At 48.2% G+C, this 25,451-nt stretch carries 18 protein-coding genes; 14 read left to right on the top strand and 4 right to left on the bottom strand.

All coding sequences use genetic code 11. From position 1 onward, the window contains the following. Window positions 1–17: 17 nt before the first annotated feature. The 13 genes from EQU24_RS21470 (at window position 18) to EQU24_RS21530 (ending at window position 18,081) form a co-directional block, all read left to right on the top strand. Complete coding sequence (locus EQU24_RS21470) at window positions 18–863, top strand: CheR family methyltransferase (RefSeq protein WP_017841593.1); 846 nt, start codon at window positions 18–20, stop codon at window positions 861–863. Window positions 864–1,017: 154 nt separating this feature from the next. After that, entirely contained in the window at window positions 1,018–2,730 is a 1,713-nt protein-coding gene (locus EQU24_RS21475) for an EAL domain-containing response regulator (RefSeq protein WP_017841592.1), read from the top strand. 162 nt (window positions 2,731–2,892) lie between these two features. Beyond that, entirely contained in the window at window positions 2,893–6,168 is a 3,276-nt protein-coding gene (locus EQU24_RS21480; protein ID WP_017841591.1) for a chemotaxis protein CheB, read from the top strand. A 13-nt stretch (window positions 6,169–6,181) separates the two neighbouring features. Then, window positions 6,182–8,440, top strand: a complete 2,259-nt coding sequence (locus EQU24_RS21485; RefSeq protein WP_017841590.1) for a sensor domain-containing protein — start codon at window positions 6,182–6,184, stop codon at window positions 8,438–8,440. An 89-nt stretch (window positions 8,441–8,529) separates the two neighbouring features. Beyond that, the gene (locus EQU24_RS21490; protein ID WP_017841589.1) at window positions 8,530–9,744 is read left to right on the top strand and encodes a cytochrome-c peroxidase; all 1,215 of its coding nucleotides are present in this window, start codon (window positions 8,530–8,532) and stop codon (window positions 9,742–9,744) included. 14 nt (window positions 9,745–9,758) lie between these two features. Next, complete coding sequence (locus tag EQU24_RS21495; protein ID WP_014150234.1) at window positions 9,759–10,835, top strand: metallophosphoesterase; 1,077 nt, start codon at window positions 9,759–9,761, stop codon at window positions 10,833–10,835. A 21-nt stretch (window positions 10,836–10,856) separates the two neighbouring features. Next, the gene (locus tag EQU24_RS21500; protein WP_017841588.1) at window positions 10,857–11,267 is read left to right on the top strand and encodes a hypothetical protein; all 411 of its coding nucleotides are present in this window, start codon (window positions 10,857–10,859) and stop codon (window positions 11,265–11,267) included. Window positions 11,268–11,987: 720 nt separating this feature from the next. Continuing rightward, on the top strand, window positions 11,988–13,151 hold the full coding sequence (locus EQU24_RS21505; RefSeq protein ID WP_014150231.1) for an MlaE family ABC transporter permease: 1,164 nt from the start codon (window positions 11,988–11,990) through the stop codon (window positions 13,149–13,151). Window positions 13,152–13,170: 19 nt separating this feature from the next. Continuing rightward, window positions 13,171–13,938, top strand: a complete 768-nt coding sequence (locus EQU24_RS21510) for an ABC transporter ATP-binding protein (protein ID WP_017841587.1) — start codon at window positions 13,171–13,173, stop codon at window positions 13,936–13,938. A gap of 18 nt (window positions 13,939–13,956) precedes the next feature. Then, window positions 13,957–14,958: an MlaD family protein gene (locus EQU24_RS21515; protein WP_017841586.1), complete on the top strand. Its 1,002-nt coding sequence runs from the start codon at window positions 13,957–13,959 to the stop codon at window positions 14,956–14,958. Window positions 14,959–14,971: 13 nt separating this feature from the next. Then, window positions 14,972–15,586, top strand: a complete 615-nt coding sequence (locus EQU24_RS21520; RefSeq protein WP_017841585.1) for a PqiC family protein — start codon at window positions 14,972–14,974, stop codon at window positions 15,584–15,586. Window positions 15,587–16,416: 830 nt separating this feature from the next. Then, window positions 16,417–17,805 (top strand): high affinity choline transporter 1, encoded by a 1,389-nt coding sequence (locus EQU24_RS21525; RefSeq protein WP_017841584.1) that lies wholly within the window; start codon window positions 16,417–16,419, stop codon window positions 17,803–17,805. 66 nt (window positions 17,806–17,871) lie between these two features. Continuing rightward, window positions 17,872–18,081 carry a (2Fe-2S)-binding protein gene (locus EQU24_RS21530; protein ID WP_017841583.1) on the top strand — a complete coding sequence of 70 codons (210 nt, stop codon included), beginning with the start codon at window positions 17,872–17,874 and terminating at the stop codon, window positions 18,079–18,081. Window positions 18,082–18,438: 357 nt separating this feature from the next. On the opposite strand, the gene EQU24_RS21540 is transcribed toward EQU24_RS21530, so the two are convergent. Then, complete coding sequence (locus tag EQU24_RS21540) at window positions 18,439–19,002, bottom strand: DUF2780 domain-containing protein (RefSeq protein ID WP_017841582.1); 564 nt, start codon at window positions 19,000–19,002, stop codon at window positions 18,439–18,441. Window positions 19,003–19,503: 501 nt separating this feature from the next. On the opposite strand from EQU24_RS21540, the gene EQU24_RS21545 reads away from it, so the two are divergent. Further along, entirely contained in the window at window positions 19,504–19,779 is a 276-nt protein-coding gene (locus EQU24_RS21545) for a cupin domain-containing protein (protein ID WP_017841581.1), read from the top strand. A gap of 58 nt (window positions 19,780–19,837) precedes the next feature. Here the strand turns inward: EQU24_RS21545 and EQU24_RS21550 are convergent, their stop codons facing one another. The 3 genes from EQU24_RS21550 to fbaA all read right to left on the bottom strand — a co-directional run bounded on the left by EQU24_RS21550 (window position 19,838) and on the right by fbaA (window position 25,441). Next, complete coding sequence (locus EQU24_RS21550) at window positions 19,838–22,327, bottom strand: heavy metal translocating P-type ATPase (protein ID WP_017841580.1); 2,490 nt, start codon at window positions 22,325–22,327, stop codon at window positions 19,838–19,840. Window positions 22,328–22,498: 171 nt separating this feature from the next. Continuing rightward, window positions 22,499–24,235, bottom strand: coding sequence for an FAD-dependent oxidoreductase (locus EQU24_RS21555; RefSeq protein WP_017841579.1), 1,737 nt, complete (start codon window positions 24,233–24,235; stop codon window positions 22,499–22,501). Between the two features lie 126 nt (window positions 24,236–24,361). Further along, entirely contained in the window at window positions 24,362–25,441 is a 1,080-nt protein-coding gene (gene fbaA / locus EQU24_RS21560) for a class II fructose-bisphosphate aldolase (RefSeq protein WP_017841578.1), read from the bottom strand. Between the last annotated feature and the right edge of the window lie 10 nt (window positions 25,442–25,451).

The following is a 25,451-nucleotide window of genomic DNA, read 5'->3' on the forward strand; positions in this document are numbered from 1 at the left end:
AAATGGACAGGTCGATTATGTCAGCCACAAGTCTTCAACGAAATCAATTTTTGTACGGCTCATTGACGCTCGAACGTTATGAATTCGAATGGATTAGAGATTATTTATACGAACGCGCAGGTATCGTATTGAACGATTCGAAAAAAGCACTTGTTTGCGGTCGCCTCGAAAAACGCTTACGCCATTATGGTTTTACGAGTTACAGTGAATATTTTCGACTGCTGGGTCAACCCGGCTTCGAGCACGAAACATTAACCGCAATCGATTTACTGACAACCAATGAGACTTATTTCTTTAGAGAGTACAAACACTTCGATTTTCTGATCGATCAATATTTCCCGACTTGTCAACCTGGGCAACGTCTGCGTTTTTGGAGCGCGGCAAGTTCGAGTGGAGAAGAATCCTATACGTTAGCACTACTAGCATCGGAACACGCCAAAACCAGCCAATGGGAAGTTGTCGGAACCGATATTTCTACGCGTATGCTCGATAAAGCAAGGAGGGGCCTGTATCCAATCGCTGCCGCCGATAAAATACCGAAGTCTTTGTTAAAAAAACACTGCCTCAAAGGTCACGGGGAATATGACGGTTTTTTCTTGATCGATGCAGGTTTACGCAGCCGTGTAAAATTTATACGGGCTAATTTAATAGAAAAACTACCTGACCTCGGAACTTTCGACATTATATTCTTGCGCAATGTGATGATTTATTTCGACGTCACCACCAAGCAACGCTTAATCGAACGAATACAACATTTTCTTCGGCCCGGCGGCTATTTATTTATCAGCCATTCCGAATCGTTGAATGGTTTCCATAGTAATTTGCGCATGGTATCGCCCTCGATTTACCGAAAGCCCTTATAACAACGAAGCGTTCACGGATTCCGATTTATTATCCGATTTATTAAAAGATTAACTCATCGCATATCCCTTAAGTTTATTAAAAACGAATCCTCTCCGATTGAAGCGCTTCCACCGCATAGAAGAATATTCATACTAACTAGGAAGGAGCATCACCATGAATTGCGAAACTAAGCAATTAAATTTATTGTTCGTTGAAGATAATGCCGATGATTGCGAACTACTGAGTTATCAGTTTCACAACGCCGGTTATCAGCTCAATTACGAACGTGTCGATAATCCGGAATCATTTCAACAAGCCTTGACAATAAATCAATGGCATGCGGTATTGTGCGATCATAATATGCCATGCTTCGATTTGATGTCTGCTCTGAATATTCTGAATCAGACGGGGCTAGATATTCCGCTGATTATCGTATCCGGCTCGATAACTGATGAAATAATGATTGAAGCAATGCAGGCCGGTGCACAAGATTTTATTCGTAAAGGCGATTTCGCCAGACTACTACCGGTTATAGAGCGTGAGTTACGGGAATTCTCTATTCGCGATGGACTGCGCAAAGCCAAAGCCAATATTCACCGTCTAGTTAATTACGACAATTATACCGGCTTGCCGAATCGCGAACATTTACTAGAAAATTTGCGCATGATATCGGCTAAAACCAATCAAGAAATGCCCTTTTCTCTGGTTCTATTTCGTTTGAATCGTCTACCGCAAAGCCGTTTTACCATTGGCAATGGCTTATACCAAGACTTAGTCAAAACAGTTTCGGAACGTATATCAAGTTTGTTGAAAGACGATGCTTATATGATCAGTCACAATTGCTTGGCCGTTATTGCCCATAACATACGCATCGATGTATTGCAAAAAACGCTGCTCGATTTACTCGACATTTTTTCGCAGCCTTTCTCTTTGGATGGTCAAATCGTATTTGCCGATATCTCGGTCGGTGTAAACACTTACCCGAATGGCGGTTCGACTGGCGAAGAGCTATTGCTCGGTGCCGAAATTGCACTGGAACATACGGATACTTACGGCGTCAAACCGTTAATCTTCTATTCATCGGAAATGAATTCGGGCTTACACGACCGCTACCTTTTAGAATCCGACATCCATCGAGCATTGGCTAGCAAACAATTTCATATCTTATATCAACCGCAAATCGATATCGCCAGCAGGAAAATTATCGGCGCTGAAGCCTTGTTGCGCTGGCACCACCCCACCCTAGGCATTGTGTCTCCGTTAAAATTCATTCCATTATTGGAAAGAACCGGCTTGATCGTCCCTGTTGGAAACTGGGTCATTCAAGAGTCTTGCCGACAAGCTAAGCAATGGCTAGACCAGATCGGACTACCGATCAAAGTGGCCGTAAATTTGTCTGTCATCCAATTTTATAAGAGCGGCTTACTAGAATCAGTCAAAAGAGCTCTCGATGACAGCGGTTTGCCCCCGCATTGCCTAGATCTCGAAATCACCGAAAATATTGCGATTTGTCATGAAGATGCAACATTGAGAATCATGTCGCATTTAAAGAATATGGGACTTTCATTGTCGATGGACGATTTCGGTACAGGTTATTCTTCATTGGCATATCTTCAGCGTTATCCGATTGACTTGCTAAAAATCGATCAATCCTTCGTACGAACAATCGAATCTCCACAATCGCGTCAGGCCGATATGCTGCGAGCAATCATAGGCCTCGGGCGTAATTTAGATCTCGAAGTACTCGCAGAAGGTATTGAAACTGAACAACAAGCCGAACTGGTTTTACAAAGCGGGTGCAGCTACGGGCAAGGCTATTTGTTTTCAAAACCAATACAAGGCAACTTCGTTTCGAACGAAATATTAAGATCTGTCGCTGCGTCGTGAATATATACTTAGTGTATTGATATCGGAAAAGCGCTCGGTAGTGATTAAAAATAGAGCTATCTCGCTCTCATTCAATCAGAGGCTGTTCGTTTTTTCTTAACACTGATCAGCTTAAGTGTTAGTCTTAGCCGACCGATTAACCCTAACAACAATAATACAATAATGGAAAACGGCACCTCATCCGAACTTACGGCGCCTTATATCGTCGGCATCGGCGCCTCGGCCGGCGGCCTTGAGGCTATCGAGTCATTCTTCAAGAAAATGCCGATCAATTCCGGACTCGCATTTGTCGTCGTTCAACATCTTTCGCCCGATTATAAAAGCCTGATGGCTGAATTACTGTCCAAGCATACCGAAATGCCCGTACATCGGATCGAGGATGGCATGGCAGTCAATCAGAACCACATTTACCTGATACCCCCTCGACAAAACCTAACCATTTTTCACGGCAAACTGTTGCTCAAGGAACAAGTTCGAACCGAAGGACTTAACCTGCCAGTCGATATCTTCTTGCGATCTCTAGCCGAGGATGCAGGAAATCGCGGGATTGCGATTATTTTGTCCGGAACAGGCAGCGATGGCACTCGCGGCATTCGGGCGATCAAGGAACACGGCGGCATGGTGATGGTTCAAGACGAAGAATCCGCCAAATTCACCGGCATGCCGAACAACGCAACCGCGACCGGGCTTGCCGATTTTATTCTTGCGCCGGACGAAATGCCTCCGCAGTTATTATCCTTCATTAAACATCCTTATTCCGGCAGCCTGGAAACGGACATCATCCCACAAGGCGGCACCAGCATTACCCGCATCTTCGCGCTGCTTCGCGAAAAATGCAAAATCGATTTTACCTATTACAAACCTAGTACTGTAATGCGCCGCATCGAGAGACGGGTCAGCATCAATCAACTTGCCGATTTGACCGAATATGTCCGGTTCATGGAAACGAACCAGCAAGAAATCAATACCCTCTATCAAGAGCTTTTGATCGGTGTGACATGTTTTTTCCGGGACGAATTCGTTTTTCAAGAGTTCAATGAAAAATGGCTACCTGAATCGATCGGAAAACTGCAAGGAGATGACCTACGTTTGTGGGTAACCGCATGCTCGACTGGCGAAGAGGCTTATTCGCTGGCGATGTTACTCGCCGAATATCGTGAGCAATCCGGACATTACTTCCGCATCAAAATATTCGCGACCGATATCGATCAAAACGCTATCGAGAAAGCGAGCGCCGGTTTGTACCCTGAAAGTATTGCCGCCGATGTGCCGCCAGAGCTATTGAGCAAATATTTTTCACGCAAGGAAGATAATTTTCAAGTCACGCAAAAAATTAGAGAAATGGTGGTTTTTGCCCAGCATAACCTGATCAAGGACCCACCATTCACCAATATTCATATGATCAGTTGTAGAAACGTGCTGATTTATCTGCAGCCGGTTTTACAGAAAAAAATCTTAGAATTATTCAATTTTTCGCTGACCAAGGACGGTTTGCTACTGCTCGGCACCAGCGAAACTATCGGCGATATGGTCGATTATTTCGACTTTGTCAGTCCTAAAACCAAACTATACCGCTCCAAAGGTAAATACAAAGCAACCGGGCTGACACCTTTGGAACAGCGCCCAATTACCGGTTCTAGCTTTCAACCTTCCTTCACAACGACTGTCAACCGCCCGGCCATCAACCGTTTTTCCGAAGACCGGACGTTAGAGCGTTTCGTCAACGGCATTGCAGGGGATATTTTGCCGTTTACAATGTTGGTTAACGAAAACATGGAAATCTCGCATACCTTCGGTGAAGCCAGAGACTATTTATCCTATCCCAGCGGTAAAATCAGCAGCGACGTCACGAAAATCGTCATAAAGGATCTGGCAATACCCATTGCAACCGGCATTAATAAAGCGTTAAAAGGCACGAATGAAATCGTCTTATCCAATATACGCATTCACGACCATGATCAATTAAGAACGGTCACGCTAACCATCAAAAACCTGCCCGGCAAGAAAAGCCAGGAAAAATTGCTCGCGGTCATGATCAGCGAAACGACCGAGCCCAATAAGCCGAACTCGACCGAACCTTTATCCTACGACGTCGACATGGATGCACGACAACGCATCAATGACCTGGAGCAGGAATTACAATTCACGCGAGAAAACCTGCAAACGACGGTAGAGGAGTTGGAAACATCCAACGAAGAGCTGCAAGCAACCAATGAAGAACTGCTAGCCAGCAACGAAGAACTGCAAAGCACCAACGAAGAGCTGCAATCGGTCAATGAAGAATTGTATACCGTCAACGCCGAGTATCAAGGCAAGATCACCGAATTAACGCTGCTTAATAACGACTTGGATAATTTGTTCAATAGCACCAATATCGCGACACTATTTCTCGACGAAAATCTCGAAGTCAGGCGCTTTACTCATCAACTCGAGTCGATATTCCATATCCGAGACAACGATCTCGGCCGGCCCTTTTTTCATTTGTCGCATTCGATTCTCGATATCAATCTGGATGCAATCGTCAACGAGGTGTCCGAAAATCAAACGCCGTTCGAACAGGAACTGCAAACCGCCAATGGCGATTGGTATCTATTGCGTGTTTTACCCTACGCCATATCCGACAATGCCTATGCCGGCATCATTCTGACTTTCATCGATATCGACCGGCTAAAACGCACCGAAACCGAGCTTAAGATACGCGAAAAAATGGAACGCGAACGCTTAGCCAATTTCGCGCTTTATTCTGACGACGCGATCACGTTGCAAGACTTGGACGGCAACATCGTCACCTGGAACCGCGGCGCCGAAAAACTCTACGGATGGACTGAACGGGAAGCGCTGGGCATGAAATTTCAATCGCTTATGCCGTCTGCCGACATCTCGATCGCTGCTAAGCTGCAGCAAAAAAATCATCTAGGCGAAGCCGTATCGCAATTTGAAACTCGGCGTATCACCAAAAGCGGTAAATTGATCGATGTTTCCGTTACGGCTTCGCTACTTTATTCCGAAAGCCAAGGCAACGAATTGATCGCCTTGACCGAGCGCGATATTAGTGCACGTATGACGGCGGTCAAAAACGATTGCGTCAGTTGCCTTCAGCGCCTTGCTTCGCTCGTGATGGATACCGAAGAATCGTTAATTTTACTGGACCCTAATGGAAAAATAACCGCTTGGAATAAAGGCGCCGAGAATTTATACGGTTGGCTCAAGCAAGAAACCATAGGCCGCAATATCGCGGACCTAACGCCCGAATCCGGCAGAACACAAGTACTGCGCTTTATCGCCGGATTGACGCGGGGATGTTCGGCCCCGCAAACGCTATCGACCCAAAGACTCACCAAGGACAATCAAGAATTAGCCGTCAAAATAAACGCATCGGTTCTCGGAGATCACGTCGGAGAAGCGCTTTTGATTGCATTCAGCGAACAACGACACTAAACCGGCACGCAAGATGAAGAAAAATCCAGCGGATATCGACGATTTAAGACATGAAGCGGAATCCTTAATCAATTTCGAGCCGAACCATCTCGATGCGGATTTGCCGCTTGATTTGCAGACGCTGTTTCACGAGCTGAATGTGCATCAAATCGAACTGCGCATGCAAAACGAACAGCTCGTAGAAGCGCAGCAACAACTCATTGCTTCAAGAAACGACTTCATTACACTTTTCGACCTAGCGCCGGTAGGTTTTTTAAGACTGGATGAAAAAGGACGCATTTTGCAGTCGAATCAGACCGTGCAAGAAATGCTCGGTAAAAGCCATAGCGAATTACGCGATAAGTTTCTTGCCGCTTTTATTCATGCCGACGACTTGAGTATTTTTAACGCACGTTACAACGCTTTTTATAAAAAGCCGGAGGGAAAGCAAATCGAGTTGAGAGTGCTCGATATGCACAAAAAACCCATTTACGTTGAACTCAGCGGACGCCTGATAAAAAAGCAAGCCGGCGCGAGTGTCGATTTCAACCATGATTGTTTACTGGTCAATATCATTACTATCGGCGAACGCAAAAAAATGGAAGAGCAACTAAAACTTGCCGCGAAAGTGTTCGAGCATAGCCAGGAAAGCATCATGATTACCGCGCCCGATACGACCATTCTCAAAATAAACTTCGCTTTTACCGCGGTAACGGGCTATAAACCGGCCGAAGTCATCGGCCGAACGCCGAAAATTCTCTCCTCCGGGCGACAAAGCCCTGAGTTCTACCGCGATATGTGGCAAAAAATCAACAAAGAAGGCTGTTGGCAAGGCGAAATCTGGAACCGTAGAAAAAATGGAGATTTATACGCCGAATGGCTCAGTATTTGCCGCATCAACGATAAATTCGGTCGCGTCAGTCATTATATCGGCATATTTTCCGACATCACGCTACGCAAACTCAATGAGAAACAAATCGAACAATTGGCTTATTTCGATCCCTTGACCGAACTGCCTAATCGCGCTTTATTGAACGACCGGCTCAAGCAAGGCATCGTTCAAGCGGTACGCCATAAACTATGGCTTTCGGTGTTTTTTCTCGATCTGGATCGCTTCAAAATACTCAACGATACCCTCGGTCATTTTGCCGGCGACTTATTGCTGCAAAATGTGGCTAAACGCCTCAAAAGCTGCGTGCGAGAAAGCGATACGGTCGCGCGTTTCGGTGGCGACGAATTCGTTATTTTATTGACCGATTTCGTCGACGAACAGAGTGCGGCACTACATAGCGCCGAGATCGCCAAAAAAATACTCGATGTGTTATCGCAACCTTTCGATTTATCCGGCAACCAGTTCATCACATCGACGAGTATCGGATTCACGCTATTTCCGAAGGATGGCTCTTCGGTCGATGAATTGATCAAAAACGCGGATGCCGCGATGTATCACGCAAAAGCTTCGGGACGCAATAATTACCAATATTTCTCCGATAATATGCGCTCCGAGGCGCTCACCCGCAGCACGCTTGAAAACGATCTGCATCATGCCCTGCCCAATCATGAGTTTATCGTATACTACCAACCCTTGATCGATTTACAAACAACACCGAATCAAATTATCGGTTTCGAAGCGTTGTTACGCTGGAATCACCCGAGAAAAGGACTGATTTCACCCGATGACTTCATTCCGATTGCCGAAGAAACCGGTATGATCGTTGCAATCGGCGAATGGGTTTTAAAGTCCGCTTGTAAGCAATTCAAGATTTGGCGCGATCAAGATCAACCGCAATTAAAAAAAATCTGCGTCAATCTATCGGCACGACAATTTCTGCAAAATGATTTGGTCCATTCGATCAGGCAGTGCCTGGATAGCACCGGACTTGACGCGAGGTTTTTAGAAATCGAAATCACCGAAACCGTCATGATGCAACATATGTCCGCCGTGATACGCATTTTGCAACAATTGATGCAAATGGGCATAACCGTATCGTTGGACGATTTCGGCACGGGTTATTCCTCGTTAACGTATCTTAAAAAATTTCCGATTAATTCGATCAAGATCGACCGCTCCTTTGTCCGTGACATATTGAACGACCCTGACGATAAAGTGATTGTCCACTCCATCATTTCGATTGCCCGTCACATGCGTTTGGATATCATTGCCGAAGGCATTGAAAATAAAGAACAAGCCACCTACTTGATGCAAGCGGGCTGCCGTTTCGGACAAGGCTTTTTATATTCCAAACCGCTTCCCGCCGATGGATTGATCGATTTATTTCCGATGTTCGACTAAACCTATCGTCCATAACATGAATTGCCTTGTGATAAGGCTTTTTAAAAACTACAATGCCAATCAGTTCTTCTGTCCGCTGGAGGCTTGAAATGCGCAACTCACTCGTATTGACGCTCGGCATTGCCGTTTTGTTCGGTTGCGAGCAATCGACCGAGACACCGAAAACCGACCCGCTCGAGCCTTCTACTTCTCCCCCTCCGCAGACTCAGACCGCTCCTACAATCCGCTATTCCGAAGAAGACAAACTACTAGGTTTACCGCCGGTTCCCATCCCCGAAAACAATCCGCAAACACCGGGCAAGATCGCGCTCGGCGACAAACTTTTTCACGACAAACGCTTTTCGATCGACGGCACGGTCAGTTGCGGGAATTGCCATGACGAAAACAAAACCTTTACCGACAATCTACCCGTCTCGGTCGGCCACAGCGGCAAAACCGGCACACGCAATGCGCCGACGGTGCTGAACGCGGCGTTTTATCATTCCCAATTTTGGGACGGGCGCGAACCCGATCTCGAAAATCAAGCGAAACAGCCATTAATCAACCCGGTCGAACACGGCCTGCCCAATCACGACCCGATTCTCGATATCGTCCGTAGCGATCCGGATTATCAACAGTCTTTTCAAGACGTCTTCGAAGTTGCAGGTGATGCGCTGACGATCGATCATGTCGTACAAGCGATCGCCAGTTTCGAGCGTACTCTTGTCACCGGCAACTCGCCGTTCGACCGTTTCTATTTCAAAGGCGAAACCGATGCGATGACCGATGCGCAAATTCGCGGATTCAACTTATTCATCGGACAAGGCCGGTGCGTCTCTTGCCATGTGATCGAGCAAGATAATGCGACCTTCACCGACAGCCGCTTTCACAATATCGGTATCGGCATCGATCTTATCGAGCAAGACATTCCGGCCTTGTCGCAAGCCTTCCTCGAGGCGAAATATCAGGGTAAAGACGTCGATATCATGGTACTGACCGATCCGAAATCGTCGGAACTCGGCCGCTTCGCGGTCACCGACGAATTGAACAAGATCGGCGCATTCAAGACGCCAACGCTACGCAATGTCGAATTAACCGCGCCCTACATGCATGACGGCAGCGTGAAAACCTTGCGCGAAGTCATGGTGCATTACAACAACGGCGGCGTCTCGGATGCCGGCGCGCGCGTCAACGATTTCTTGAGCGGCGGCATACGTCCGCTCAACTTAACCGGTGCGCAAATCGACGATTTGGTCGAGTTCATGAAAGCATTGACTAGCCCTAAAAAACCGGCCGAACCCGAATCGGCTCTAGCGGTTAATTGAAGGAGACTTGAACGATGAATACGATCCATAAAAGCCGCCGGAGTTTTTTGAAAACAGCGGGAGCCGCAGCCCTTGGCAGCACGTTACCGATCAGCCTGATTGAATTGGCTTTTGCCGACACGGCCGAAAACTTCACGTTCGCCTATATTTCCGATGCCCATATTCAGCATATCGAAGGCACGCGTTTCGTCCGCAATTGGGACCGGGGACTGATTCGCGCAGTGGCAGAAACTAATCTACTGGTACCGAAGCCCGATTTCGTGTTTTTCGGCGGGGATCTGGCCCAACTCGGCACGAAAGCCGAATTGGATCACGGCGCCGAAATCATGTCGGCACTGCGCTATAAAGTCCACTATGTGATGGGCGAGCACGACTATTATCTCGACCTCGGCGACTATTGGGAGCAACTGTTCGGCGCGCAATATTACAGCTTCAATCATAAGGGCGTGCATTTCATCGTATTGAATAGCATCCGAACTTACGACGACTGGACTTTCAACCGCTGGCCGAGCAACGAACAGCGTATGCTGGAAATGGCCGGACTCGACAATCCGAACGGATCGCCGTTCATGGTCGGCGAGGAACAAAGAAACTGGCTCAAATCCGATTTATCCAAAGTCGCCAAAACTACACCGATCGTCGTGTTATCGCATTCGCCGCTGCAAAAAATCTTCAAAGGCTGGAATTTCTGGACCGAAGACGCCGAAGAAATCCAAGCCTTACTCAAGCCCTTCGATAAGGTATCGGTTATATATGGCCATGTACATCAAATCCAATACAACCAAATCGGCAACATCAGCTTCAACTCGGTCATGGCCACCGCATGGCCGTGGCCCTATCCGCAGTCTTACGCTCAAGCCGAGCAATATCTACCGAAATTAACCGTCCCGATGAACCGTGCCGATCCTTTTTTCGAGCGCGACGCAACCGGTTGGCAGTTTATCAATACCAGTAACGGCAATGTCGATCTGCATTACACGCTGTATAACAACACCGCGCGTTCGGTGATCTACAATACTAAAACCAAACAACCGGAAGACAGCGCTTATCAAAGCGAAGACGCACGCATTCCGCCGCAAACGCATTTCTAGGATTCCTACAGGGAGAACCGCATGAAACTCAAACCCATTAAAGCTATCCTGTTGCTGCCGTTGGCGCTGACATTCGCAATGCCCATTGCTTCCGCCGATGAATTTACCGATGCCGATCTGGAACGCTGGCAACAACAATTCATGGGCGTCGTCCAACAAGGCCGAGGCCTATGGACCAGTCCTGAATTAGGTACCAACGGCGTCGCCTGCGCACAGTGCCATCCGAATGCCGCGAACACGCATCCTGAAACTTATCCGAAATTTCAAAAACAGCTAGGTAAAGTCGTGCCGATGTGGGAAATGATCAATTGGTGTCTGAAAAATCCGCTGGAAGGCCAACCGCTCGACGCCGACGACCCGAAAATGACCGCCATTCAGGCTTATGTGACGCACGAACGGCGCGGCGTGAAGCTGGAGCCAGGCAAGCATTGATCTTCTTCATGCTCGGGTTTTGCGCAATTTCGTAAAAACCTATAACTTAGCCGCCTTTCTCGCGGAGCGGGTTATTCAACCCGCTCCGAACGTTCATGAAAGCCTGGCAATCGCCCCAGCAAATGAAAGTGCGAGGCGCTGGGCATTATTACAGCATATTTTTACATATCGAAAAATTAGATAAGGACTTCGGATTTGCGAACTTTCACAGTAACGTTCATGAAGGCCTAGCCATCGCCCCGGCAAATGAAAGTTCTCTGGTGGGGAGGGTACGGTCACTCGCCCGACAGGACGCCGTGAATACGTCCCTGTAGGCTCGACGGCGGCTGTCCCTGCCGCCGACGCCTGTCGGTCGAGCAACCGCACCCTCTCCGGAACCGGCATTTGCTCTGTCGAGCGCCGTATATCGAAAAATTAGATAAAGGGTCTATATCTACGAACTTTCACAGTAACATTCCGATTTGCTTTACTATGGCAGGAATATTTAGGATTTCGCGATAAATAACTTCCGGGAGTTATAACATTCGCACTTCAAATTTCGTTATTACTTAAGGAGGCGCCTGGGTGTTCGGCAAAGGCTTTGCCAGCATAGAGCCTACATGGACGTATTCACGGCGTCCTTTGACGAACACCTCGGTGCCGAATTTTGATCTACGATGGGTATATTTGCCATGAAGTCCTTATATTTTTTCGGCCAAAAAATTTGTGGATAAATTTTTGATGAAAGCGACTACCGGCATGCCGGATATAAAAAATATCTCGGGCGATATCAAGCTTGAGCAAATCGATGCGGATACCTGGTCAATTCACTTGGCCGGCAACTGGACTCAAGGCGCTAATATAAAACCTGTCGAACAAGTATTGGCACAACTTGCAACCGCCACACCCTTTGCGCGATTAACGCTGCAAGCCGGCGATCTCGACCTTTGGGACAGCCGCTTGCCGACGTATCTGCTCGAAATCGTGGACTATTGCCAAACCAAGCGCATCCAACCCGATTTATCGGGCCTGCCGGATGGCGTTCAAGGCCTACTCAATCTGGCTCGAGCCGTTCCGGAACGAGCCGGCGATCGCCGTTCGGCACAACAAACACCGGCCTTGGCTAAAATTGGCAAGATGGTTTTAAGCGGACTGGCCGACGCCAAAGGGCTCGTTATATTTATCGGCGAAACGGTGCAGGCCGGGATTTCGCTAATGCGAGGCAAAGCACGGTTTCGTGCCGTCGATTTATTTTTGTGCATACAAGAGGCGGGCCCCGGAGCCTTGGCGATCGTTACGCTGATCAGTTTATTGGTCGGCCTGATTCTGGCTTTCGTCGGCGCGGTGCAACTGGCGATGTTCGGCGCGCAAATTTTCATTGCCGATCTGGTTGGCTTGGGAACGGTACGCGAAATGGGCGCGTTAATGACGGCGGTCATTATGTCCGGCCGCACGGGAGCAGCCTATGCCGCGCAGTTGGGTACGATGAATGTCAACAGCGAAATAGACGCGCTCAAGACCATGGGCATATCGCCGATGGAGTTTCTAGTGTTGCCGAGAATGTTGGCGTTAATCTTAATGTTGCCGCTGTTGTGTATCTATGCCGACTTTATGGGCATACTCGGCGGAGCCATCGTCACTACCAACGCCTTCGATGTATCCTTGACCCAATATTTTAATCAACTCAGCAAGGCCGTCGATCTCACCGACTTTAGCATAGGTTTATTCAAAAGTTTGGTATTTGCTGTACTGATCGGCACGGCCGGCTGCATGCGAGGCATGCAATGCGGACGCAGCGCCTCGGCGGTCGGCGATGCCGCGACGGCCGCGGTCGTCAACAGCATCGTCTATATCGTCGTGGCCGACTCGATCATCACCTTGATCTGCAATCGGCTGGGCATTTGAAAACATCTCGGAAGTCATCATGAACACGCCTCATATCACGGTAAAGGATTTGACGATGGCTTACGGCGATTTCGTAATTCAGCGCGATTTGAATTTCACGATTAACCGCGGCGATGTTTTCGTAATTATGGGCGGCAGCGGTTGCGGCAAAAGCACGCTGCTCAAACACTTAATCGGCCTTCTGCGACCGGCACAGGGCGATATCATTTACGATCGGCAAAATTTTTGGCGCGCAAGCGATGCGGAACGCATTCGAATCTTGCGGCGCATAGGCGTGCTGTATCAAAGCGGCGCCTTATTCAGCTCGCTTACTTTGGCCGAAAATATTGCCTTGCCGCTCGGCGAATTTACCGATTTCAGCCGCACGGAAATCGCCGATATCGTTTCTTACAAACTCGCCTTGGTAGGCCTTGCAGGTTTCGAAGACTATTATCCTTCTGAAATCAGCGGCGGCATGCAAAAACGGGCAGGACTGGCCAGAGCGATGGCACTCGACCCGGAAATACTGTTTTTCGATGAGCCATCGGCCGGGCTCGACCCTGTCAGCGCAAGGCTTTTGGACGATCTGATCATTAATTTAAGCGATGCATTAGGCACGACGATTGTCGTTGTTACGCACGAACTGGCCAGTATCTTTGCCATTGGCACGAACGCGGTGTTTCTCGACCCCGAAACCAAAACCATGCTGGCAACCGGTTCACCCAAACGCTTGCTGGACGAATCCAAAGATTCCAAAATCATTCAATTCTTGACTCGAGGCGAGGGCAATGTCGAGACAACGCGTTAATAAGGAGCTAGCAGTCTTATGAGTAAACCGATAAACCCATTGGCGATAGGTAGTTTTACGGTCGGAGCGGTCGCACTGGTTATCGTAGCCTTGTTTATGTTTGGCGGCGGCCAGTTTTTTAAATCGGACAAAGTTTACTTCGTGGTGTTCTTCGACTCTTCGCTCAATGGCTTAAATATTGGAGCCCCGGTGAAAATGCAGGGCGTGCAGATCGGCGAAGTTACCGATATCGCATTACAATTCGATAAAACCTCGATCAAGATTTATAAACCCGTCGTGGTGGCGATCGATCGCAGTAGGGTGATAGGCTCGAGTGGTAGAGCCATTACAGACGAAGAACGCCTGGCCCTTCGGGACAGATTGGTTAAGGCCGGATTTCGCGCTCGTCTGGAAACACAAAGCTTATTGACCGGCCTTCTTTATGTCGATGTAGATAAGCACACTAATAAGCCTCCCGTGTTTGCTAAGCTGGAATATAAAGGGATTCCGGAGTTTCCGGGCATCCTAACAACCAGCGACGAAATCCTGCATTCGGCGGAAGAATTCCTCAATCAATTACGCGCATTGCCGCTGGAACAAATCGTCACCGACTTTGCCGACAATTTAAGAGAAATGAAAGACCTGCTGGCATCCGATGAACTCAAGCAATCCCAAGTTTCTCTCGCTCATGCTATGGAGGGAATGGAAAAGGCGGTCGGTACGCTCAATCGCAACCTTGAGCCGATGCTCAAATCTACGCATACGGCTATCGATAATACGAATTTATTGGTCCAAGATTCCAGGTCGATGGTTCAGGATATCAAACCTATTTTGGCTTCCGCTAACAACGCCTTGACTGCCGCGACCGCAGCCTTGAATAAGGCACAGGACTCGGTATCCATGGTCGGCGATACCTTTGGCCCGGAATCGGCTTTAATCGAAACGCTCGAGTCGGTTAACGATGCATCGCGATCGATCAAAATACTGGCCGATTATTTGGAACGGCATCCGGAATCGTTAATTTCCGGCAAACATAACTAGAGAATGTTGAATTATGAATGCAATCCGGCCTTTTTGTTTGCCCGTCTTGACCTGTTTATTCTTATCCTTAACGGGATGCATGGGCGGGACAACTCCGCCTTCTCAATTTTATCTACTCGAACCGATCAATGAAAAAGAAAGCAGTGCTATCGAAACGAGAGCAAAGCCTGTTATCGCACTTGGTCGGGTGCGCATTCCTCGTTATATCGATAGGCCGCAAATTGTCGTCGGAACCGGTGGAAATACCTATCGTTTGAACGAATTCAACCGTTGGGCCGAATCGCTCGATACCAATATAAGCCGCGTACTGACGCAAAATCTTTCAATGCTCGTCCCTGCCGAGGTCGTAGATGCTAGATCTTCAAACTTAGCCAGACAGGCTAAGCTACGCGTCTCATTGACTATTTTGGAGTTTCATGTCGATCGGCATGGACAAGCCGGTTTAACGGCGCAATGGTTCATCAGTCGCGGTCAAGATGTCATACAAAACCGTCAAATAACTTATCGTACTCCGGGATCGACCGATGATTATTCGACCATCGTGGCAGCACTCAATGAATGCCTGAATCGAATGAGCCGCGACTTGTCCGCATCGCTTCAACAAGTACTTCAAGATATGGGAAGTTAGCGAAATCAATCGATGCGTTTCAAAGCCCTGCGTTGGCGGCTTAGAATTTCGGATAAATAACGTCCTGGAGCTATTATCCTAAGGCTCATGAAGGCCAGGTACCCCCCCATAAACGCCAACTTAAAGAAAGGAACGCGTCATTCCGCCAGGGATTGGCGGAATCCAGGGCCACGGATGGCAATGTGTAACTTAGTAATATGCACAAAATAACTTTTACAAGTAGTAGACTTTGTGGCGGTTCGGTAACTCGCTTGACAGGACGCCGTGAATACGTGCATGTAGGCCTGACGGCGGAATCTGATTGCCATGGATGGCATGAATGCAGATTTTGCAGGTGCAAAAATCTGCCCTGCCGCCAACACCTGTCAATCGAGCCACCGCCCCCCTTCCAACAGTTGTCTAAGTTATTTCATGCTCGTTCCTTAGCATCCATGCAACATGGATATCGACAACCCATACCGATAACCATAAACGCACCATAGAATAGGCACTAAGTCGGCGCTTATGGGTACCAACCCGAATAAAGAGTTCGGAATGGAGCGGATGCTGTCAGGACACCGTAAACTCAACACCTAAATGCCATAGCCCATGATTGATTACATATAAAATTAGGTGCTGGGTAAATACGCCCCTAGGCTTTAAGTCGGCTCGAACGCAAAGGATGGCGTACCGCCGATATCCTAGCCAAACATGCTCCACAGCCTTTTTACTCTCAAACTTCGAATTGCTGCCTCCTTAAGCATCGCCGAAATTTGAAATGCGAAAGGTATAATATCCCGCAGATTTTTCACTTGGTTTTTTTTCGGCACTACCGTTACCTCTTTGCGAACATGAACACAGTCCTAACCGGCATTCTGGTTTATATATCGGCACAGCTTTTAATCGGCGTTTTCGTTTCGAAAAAAATCAATACGGAAGACGATTATTTATTGGCCGGACGCAGTCTCGGCGTAGGTCTTGCGACACTGAGCGTGTTCGCGACTTGGTTCGGCGCCGAAACCTGTATCGGCGCGGCTGGTGCTGTTTATGAGGAAGGCCTGTCCGGCGCGACGCTCGATCCTTTCGGTTATTCGCTCTGTCTGGTTTTGATGGGCTTAGTGTTTTCGATTCCATTGTGGCGCCGGCAATTGACCACCTTGGCTGATTTGTTTAGGCAACGCTATTCGCCGCGGGTTGAAAAACTTGCGGTATTGATGATGGTGCCCGGTACGATCATGTGGGCCGCCGCTCAAATTCGGGCATTCGGACAGGTGTTATCGGCTACGTCCGGCTTCGAAGTCGAGCTGACGATCGCCTGCGCGGCGCTGGTCGTGATTGTCTATACGATGTACGGCGGTTTGATGGCTGATGTCATCACTGATGCGGTGCAAGGTGTCGCTCTGATCATAGGTCTTTCGATTTTATTGGCGATTGTGTTGACCGCCGGAGGAGGCTGGCAGCCTTCGATTGACTCGATAGAACCGGAGCGTTTGGTTTTATTCAAAACCGCCGAGAATGAAAACTGGCTGGATATTATGGAACACTGGATGATTCCAATCGGCGGATCGGTAATCGCACAAGAACTGGTATCTCGGGTACTGGCTTGCCGTTCGCCGCAAATCGCACGTCAAGCTTGTTTGGCCGGCGGTCTATTGTATCTTTCGGTCGGCTTGATCCCGGTCTTGATCGGCTTACTCGGTTATCGCTTGTTACCCGGCCTGGCACAGCCCGAACAAATCTTGCCGCAATTGGCGCAGAATTATTTACCAACGTTTTTATATGTCATTTTTGCCGGTGCGTTGATTTCGGCGATTTTGTCCACCGTCGATAGCGCACTCATGGCTGCCTCGGCGCTCCTGTCGCATAACCTAATCGTGCCGTTGCTTGGTACGATCGACGAAAGCCGAAAAGTTCGGATTGCAAGACTGACTGTACTAGTCGGCGGCATGGTCGCTTACTGGCTTGCCTTGCAAACCGACCGCGTTCACAGCCTAGTCGAGCAAGCTTCGGCATTCGGCAGCGCTGGGATCGTAACCGTAGTCGTGTTCGGCTTATTCACGCGCTTCGGCGGTGCTTACAGCGCTGCCGGGTCACTTTTAGCCGGAACCGTCATTTGGACTGCCGGACACTATGCATTCGATTTGAAAACACCTTATCTCATCGCACTCGGCGGTGCAATTGCGGTTTATTCGGCGATTGCGCTTTTTGAACTGAAACGTCATAAAATTTCCCGTTTATGATTTCGATATCGTCTCGATTCGGAAATCATAGGCAAAACCCAAATTGATAAACGCGACACAACATTCATGAATCAAGTAAGACCCGACAACAATAATGACGTACTCTGCGCCTGTAGCGGCACAACCGACCGGCAAATTCGCCGGCTCATCGATGAAGGCATTACGGACCCTGAAAGGCTGTCGAGAATTACCGGCGCTTGCTCTGGTTGCGGTTCTTGCGAATCTACACTGATGGCTTTGTTAAACACAGTAAGCTTTAAAGAACCGCTCGTTTGAGAACCGCTTTTCAGAGGCATTGACAGCAGCAATTCCCAATTTGGAGATCAAAAAGGGTGTGGGGTATGCTTGGCGAGGATGTCGGCAGCAGGGCAGATTTTTGCTCCTCGGCAATTGCTGAGTTACATGGATGTAATGAATGCAGAAAATGCAGGAGCATTTTTCTGCCCTGCATTGCCCTACTACACGCCATCCTTGGCGTTCGAGCTGCCGCCAAGCACCCATGGATGGGTTTACGGCGTTCCTCGACAGGCATACCCCACACCCTAAAATCGGCGAAACTGCTCAAACTGGGAATTGCTGCATTGACAGGACGGGGTTGCAATTACGTCCTAAACGTTTTTTGGGTTTATCCGCCTAAGGAATCAAAGCCGAACGTAGCAGATTCGAAGTCGCTTGCCCGCTTGTGGTGCTGACGTAGTCGACAACCACGGGAACAAACTGATTAACCATACCCGGCGATAAATTCAGTTGCCTGAACGACGAATAAAGCGACTGCATGGTACCGATAGTTCCACCGGCACCTCCCAGCATTGCAGCTCCACCGACCTGCGGCGCTGCAGCGAGCATTTCCGACATACCAGGAACGGATTGCGACAAGCCGGCGAATGCTTGTTGCGTCATATTCGTTTTGGCGGCTTGAAATATTGCGCCGGCCCCACCCAGTGCTTGCTGCTGGGTAACGCCCAATTGACCGACTAGCGCTTCGGTTAAAGCGGTTTGTGTAGCGGGCACGCTACTGGCGATCGCTGTTCCGGCCTCGATCGTTTGCCTTCCCGTTTGCGCAGTCTGACCAATCGTCGCCAGACCGCTGTCGACCTTACCAATGACACTCTGCCCGCTATCCGAAGTGCCGGCGCAACCGGCTGTCAGAATTGAAATGAATAAGGGTGCGATATATTTGTAATGTTTTTTTATCATAATGTCCTCTCAACGATAGCGTCGAGACATTCGGGGTAGTCTACCGATGTCTCAACAAATGTTCGGCCTCGTTCTTCATAGCGACCGAATGACAAATCTTACAATAATGATTTCGTGATAAATAACGTCCTGAAACTATGAGCTTTGTCGAGGTTTCAGTAACTCGCTTGACAGGGTGCCGTGAATACATCCGTGTAGACTTGACGGCGGCTGCCTGCCGCCGACACCTGTCAATCGAGTTACCGAAACCTCCATAAAATAGGGACGTTATTTGCGACCAAATCCTAAGCGATGCCTATGCAAGACTCTATTTTTCTAACAGTCATGTTAAACGCACAAGAACCGAAAACCAAATTTAATTCCTAAGTCTATGATGTTTTATTTCGGTTGATATAACTCCAATTAGGAATTCCTATTTAAAAAAAGTTCCTCGATAACAACAGTGCCTTTTTAACGGAAAATGCTAAAATCGCCGCTCGTTATTTCTTATCAAGGATTTTTATGACACAAATCAAGATTGAACATCAACCCAGCGAAGCCCGTTTGGAAGAATTAGGCGTCTCGGATTGGGCTATTTGGGAAAAAGAAGTCTCCAAGTTCTCGATCGACTTCGACGAAACCGAAACGGCCTATATTCTCGAAGGCGAGATCATTGTTACGCCTGAAGGCGGCGAGCCGGTTCGCATTCTTCCCGGCGACTTGGTCGTTTTCCCCGAAGGTTTGAACAGCGATTGGGAAGTCGTTAAACCATTGCGCAAACATTACAGCTACGATTAAACCTGCTTGAAGCGGGCTTGCGATTTTGCAAGCCCCAAAATTAATCAGGGTGATTGGCTCATTTTTTCCGGTTCAGGCGTAGCGAATTAACGATGACCGACACCGAGCTGAGAGCCATCGCTGCCGAGGCGATGGCCGGATTAAGCTTACCGGCCACTGCAAACGGTATTGCAATCGCGTTATAACCGAATGCCCAAATCAGATTTTGTTTGATAATACTTAGCGTATTCTCGCTCAATTCGATGGCATCGGCGATTTTGCCGATATCGCCGTCCAACAGCACCAAGTCGGCTGCTTCTATGGCGATATCGGTGCCTTTATCGATCACCAGGCTGACATTCGCGGCCGCGAGCGCCGGCGCATCGTTAATGCCGTCGCCGATCATCGCGACTTTGTGCCCGCTTTCGCGTAATTGACGAATCAGCGCTAATTTTTTAGCGGGATCCGCTTCGGAATACACGGTAACGATTCCTACCTGCTCGGAAATATGCCGGGCCGCCAGTTCGGTATCGCCGGTCACCATCCAGGTATCGATCCCGGCTTGATGCAACTGCTCGACAACTTGACGGGCGTTCGAACGTATCGTATCGGTAGCGGCAAACAACGCCGCCGCGCGCCGATCGATTGCAAGAAAAACCAAGGTCTTGCCTTGCTGAGCCAGTTTTTTTGAGGTCGCTTTAAGCGGTGTTAGATCGATCTGGTGTTGTTTCATCCAAAGATCGCTGCCAAGCAATAATTGGCGGTCACCGATTTGAGCGCGAATGCCCCGATCCGGCGCATTATGAAATTGCGAGGATTCTTCTATTTCCATGCCACGCTCTTTAGCGTAGCGTACAATCGCTTGACCTAAAAAATGTTCCGAATTGAACTCCGCTGACGCCGCAAGCTGCAACAGACGCTCGTCGTCGAAATCCGATACATTGAACAAGTCGGTTATTTCGGCAATACCTTCAGTGATCGTCCCGGTTTTGTCGAATAAAACGGTATCGATGGACGCCGCCGTTTCTAGGACTTCGCCATTCCTGATATAAATGCCGCGCCTGGCCGCCTGACCGGTTCCCACCATCGTTGCCGCCGGTGTTGCCAAACCGAGCGCGCATGGACATGAAATCAACAATACGGCAATCGCATTGGACAAAGCATGCGCTACCCGCTCACCAGCCAACAACCAGCCTCCGAAGGTGACTCCCGACAATACGATCACCGACGGCACGAAAACCGATGCGACGCTATCGACGGTTTTTTGGATTTTCAATTTCGACGCCTGAGCCTGGTCAACCATATGAATCAAACCCGACAAGAAGGTATCCTTGCCGGTTGCGGTGGCGCGCATTTGCAGTACGCCGCTGCCGTTGATGCTGCCATCGTAGAGTCTATGGCCGGGCTCTTTGATCGCGGGCATCGCCGAGCCGGTTACCATTGCTTCGTTGACGCTGGATAACCCTTTGATCACTTCGCCGTCTGCCGGAATGCGCTCGCCCGGCCTGATCAGAAGAATGTTGCCGATCTCGATTTGTTCGGCCATGATTTTTAATTCTTTGCCGTCTTTGAGCAATGTCGCTTGATGAGGCTGTAGATTCACCAATTTGCGTATGTCTTGAACCGCCCGATTTTTTGCTAGTTCTTCCAGATAACGGCCTACCGTCACAAAATCGATAATCGCGGTCGCTGCACCGAAATAGACATGACGGGAGGGACGAAATAATGCCGGAATGCTGTAGGTATAAGCCGCGCCAACACCTAGCGCAACCAAACTATCCATCTCGGCAGCGCCGCGCTTGGCTTGATTAAACGCTTTTTTGAAAATGTCTCGGCCGCCGCCGATAATAGCTGCACCGGCTAAAACGGCTTGTATCAATAAGAGTGTGCGCGATTTTGAGCCGATCGCACTCAGTAACCATACCGGCACGCTCAATTTGCCCAGCGCCAGTATTTGCCGTTTGGCTTTATGTAAATGCTTGCGCTCAAGATCGAATAATAATTTTCGTTCGGCCAAGGAATCGATCGAAAAGCCCTGATAGCCATTGTCCGCGATAATTTTGAATAATTTATCTTTCGGCAAGTAAGTTTTGATCCGCGCGGTTTCGGAAATGTAATTGACACTGGCGTGAAGCACATCGGGCTGCCGTTGCAGGACCATTTCCAAATATAATGCGCAGGAGGCGCAGCTCATATCGCCGACACCGATGACATAGTCTTGAGCAAGTTTGTCGGAATAATTTTTATCCCGCTTTAGGCTTTTCAGCACTTCGCGCGGTTGCACGCCGATATTGGCGATTACGGCATCTAGCAGACGCAATAGATTTTCGAACGGCAATTTTTCCGGATCGTAAAATATTGTTAACGACCCAATCTGCGGCGTGATATTGACCGATTCAACGCCTTCGCGTTTCAACAATAGAATTTGCAAGATATAAGCACGCTCTCGATCTTTTCGTAAACTCGGAACGATGATGCGGAGCCGTTTGTTTAAGCGGTGTGCAATCGAAAAATGCTTGGTCGGTTGTATCGTATCCATATTGCCCATTTTTATGTTTCCGTCGGCCATTTAACTATCCGCTTCAGCATAACCGCTTATCAATAAATTACAAGCCCCTTCTTTTAGTACGGTTTAAAGCCGGAACCAGATGCCCATTCACCATTCACCATTCACCATTCACCATTGACCTTTCACCATTGACCTTTCACCTTTCATCTTTCATCTTTCATCTTTCATCTTTCATCTTTCACCATTATAAGTCTCATAAGTTTGCATACCACCCGATAAATTTCTAACCCGAAATCCGTTTTGCTGCAGAATCCGGGTGGCATTGTAAGCTCTTTGCCCAACGCCGCAAACGACCCAAATTTCCCGCTCGCGGGATAATTCATTTAACCGATCGCGTAAATTATCCAACGGAATGTTTATCGCATTCGGAATATGTTTCTGCAGAAATTCCGCTTCGGTTCGCACATCGACAAGCTGAGCCTGTGTAAAAGGATCGTCCAATATAAACGCGAGTAATTGCGCCGCTTCGTCCTGATCTTCCGTAACTTGTACATGCGTTTCGAGTAACTCTTCCCATTTTGCAAGCGGATGCATCCCGCGCAATTGATTGGCCGCGATCATGCCGGCTAAATTCACCGGATCTTTGGTCGCTCCGAATTGCGGGGCATAACACAATTCGGCTTCCTCTAAATCGTAAACGCTACCGCCCATTTGTATGAATGCCGAAATGACATCGATACGCCGCGCCACACCCGACTCGCCGAGCGCTTGAGCGCCGAGAATTTTGCCGTTGCTAGTATCGTACAGCAATTTCATGTGAATCGGCTTCGCTCCCGGGTAATAGCCGACATGATTACCCGGGTGCAGATAAACCTTTTCATAATGTTCATAACCAATCTTCTGTAAGGTCTTTTCATTAACGCCGGTACTGGCGATTGTCAAATCGAAGAGCCCGCACACCGATGTCCCTTGAACGCCTCGGTAGATCGACGGAAGCTCTTGCTGATCTTCATTGCTTAATATTGCCGCAGCCGCTAATCGACCTTGCCGGTTCGCAGGACCGGCCAAAGGTAATAATTGCCATTCGCCGGTTATGACATTCCGTACTTCGACTACATCACCGACCGCCCAAATATGTGAGTCGCTGGTTTGCATGGTTTCATCGACTCGGATTCCGCCTAAATCGCCGATGATCAAACCGGCTTGACGGGCTAATTGAGTTCTGGGTTTTACGCCAACGGAGACCATGACCGCATCGCTGACAATCGATTCGCCGTCTTGCCGATGCACGGTTAGCGTCTGATCTATATTCAGCTCAAACCGCTTAACTTGGCAGTTAAGCTGCAAATCAATATCGTTTTTTTGCAAATACTGTGCGACAAATCTAGCCATTTCCTTATCTAACGCCGGCATGACTTGATCGGTCGATTGCAACACGGTTACCTTTAAGCCCCGTTTTTTTAGATTCTCGGCTAACTCTAAGCCTAAAAACCCGGCCCCCAAAACCACTGCGCTTTTCATATTCGCTAAATTACCGCGTATTTTTCGGCTATCCGGAATCGTTCTTAATACGTATATACCGGGTAAATCGATACCGTCGATATCTGGCCATACGGCTTCCGACCCGGTCGAAAGCACTAAGGCATCGTACGATTCATTTCGCATCCTCCCGGTTTTTAAATCACACACTTCTATGCTTTTATTCGTTCTATCGATCGCAAGCACTTCGGTATCGGTACAAACACGAATATTGAATCTCTTTTCGAATAACTCCGGTGTTGCTACGAGCAATTTTTGTTCGTCGACAATCACGTCGCCAATAAAATAAGGTAATCCGCAATTGGCAAAGCTGACATAGGAACCCATTTCGAAAATGACGATTTCACAATGTTCGCACAGTCGACGAAGCCGAGCAGCGCAGCTTGCGCCACCTGCGACGCCGCCGATAATTAATATTCTTTTTTTCATTGTCAATTAAGATTCCCACACCATTGCTTACGCCCATGTTAAGCCGACAATAATCCGGGCTTTGAGACTTTTTCAGGCAAATAAAAAGCCGATAATGTCATTATCGGCTTTTCAAGGACGCTGTTATTACAACGTATTAGTTGCGTTTAAGTCTTGGAAAGCCTGCTGCAGGCGGGTCACCATGCCGACTTGGCCGGCACGTTGCCAAACGCGTGGATCATAATATTTTTTATTCGGCTTGTCGTCGCCGTCAGGGTTACCGATTTGGCCTTGCAAATAACCTTCGTTTTTCTTATAGAATTCCATGACGCCAGCCCAGGTTGCCCATTGAGTATCGGTGTCGATATTCATTTTAACGACGCCGTAGCTGATCGATTCCTTGATTTCTTCAGGAGTGGAACCTGAACCGCCATGAAATACGAAGGTCAAGCTGTTTTCCGGTAAGTCATATTTCTCGGAAACGAATTTTTGCGAATTCAGCAAAATGGTCGGAGTTAGCTTAACATTGCCGGGTTTGTAAACACCGTGCACATTACCGAAAGATGCCGCGATCGTAAAACGGTGGCTAATTTTGCTTAAATGCTCATAAGCATAGGCAACATCTTCCGGCTGCGTATAGAGCATAGAATGATCCATACCGGTATTATCTACGCCGTCTTCTTCGCCGCCCGTGCAACCCAGTTCAATTTCAAGAGTCATATCCATTTTGGACATACGCTCTAGATATTTACCGCAAATTTCAATGTTCTCTTCCAGACTTTCTTCTGAAAGATCCAGCATATGAGAACTGAATAACGGTTTTCCGGTTTTTTCGAAATGCTTTTCCCCGGCATCTAATAAGCCATCGATCCAGGGTAATAATTTTTTCGCGGCATGATCGGTATGTAAAATAACCGGTACACCGTAATGCTCAGCCATAAGATGAACGTGCTGCGCGCCTGAGATCGCTCCCAAAATTGAAGGCATTTGACCTTCTAAACTGACGCCTTTGCCGGCAAAAAAAGCAGCGCCGCCGTTTGAAAACTGAATGATAACGGCTGATTTTGCTTTAGCCGCACCTTCGAGTACTGCATTGATCGTATCGGTACTGATGACGTTTACAGCTGGAAGTGCAAACTTATGTTCTTTACAAAACGCAAAGACTTTTTGTACATCTTCACCGGTTACGACACCTGGTTTAACAATATCTAAAATTTTTTGTGCCATTTTTGGTTCC

The organism is Methylotuvimicrobium buryatense (genome assembly GCF_005931095.1).
Classification (GTDB): Bacteria; Pseudomonadota; Gammaproteobacteria; order Methylococcales; family Methylomonadaceae; genus Methylotuvimicrobium; species Methylotuvimicrobium buryatense.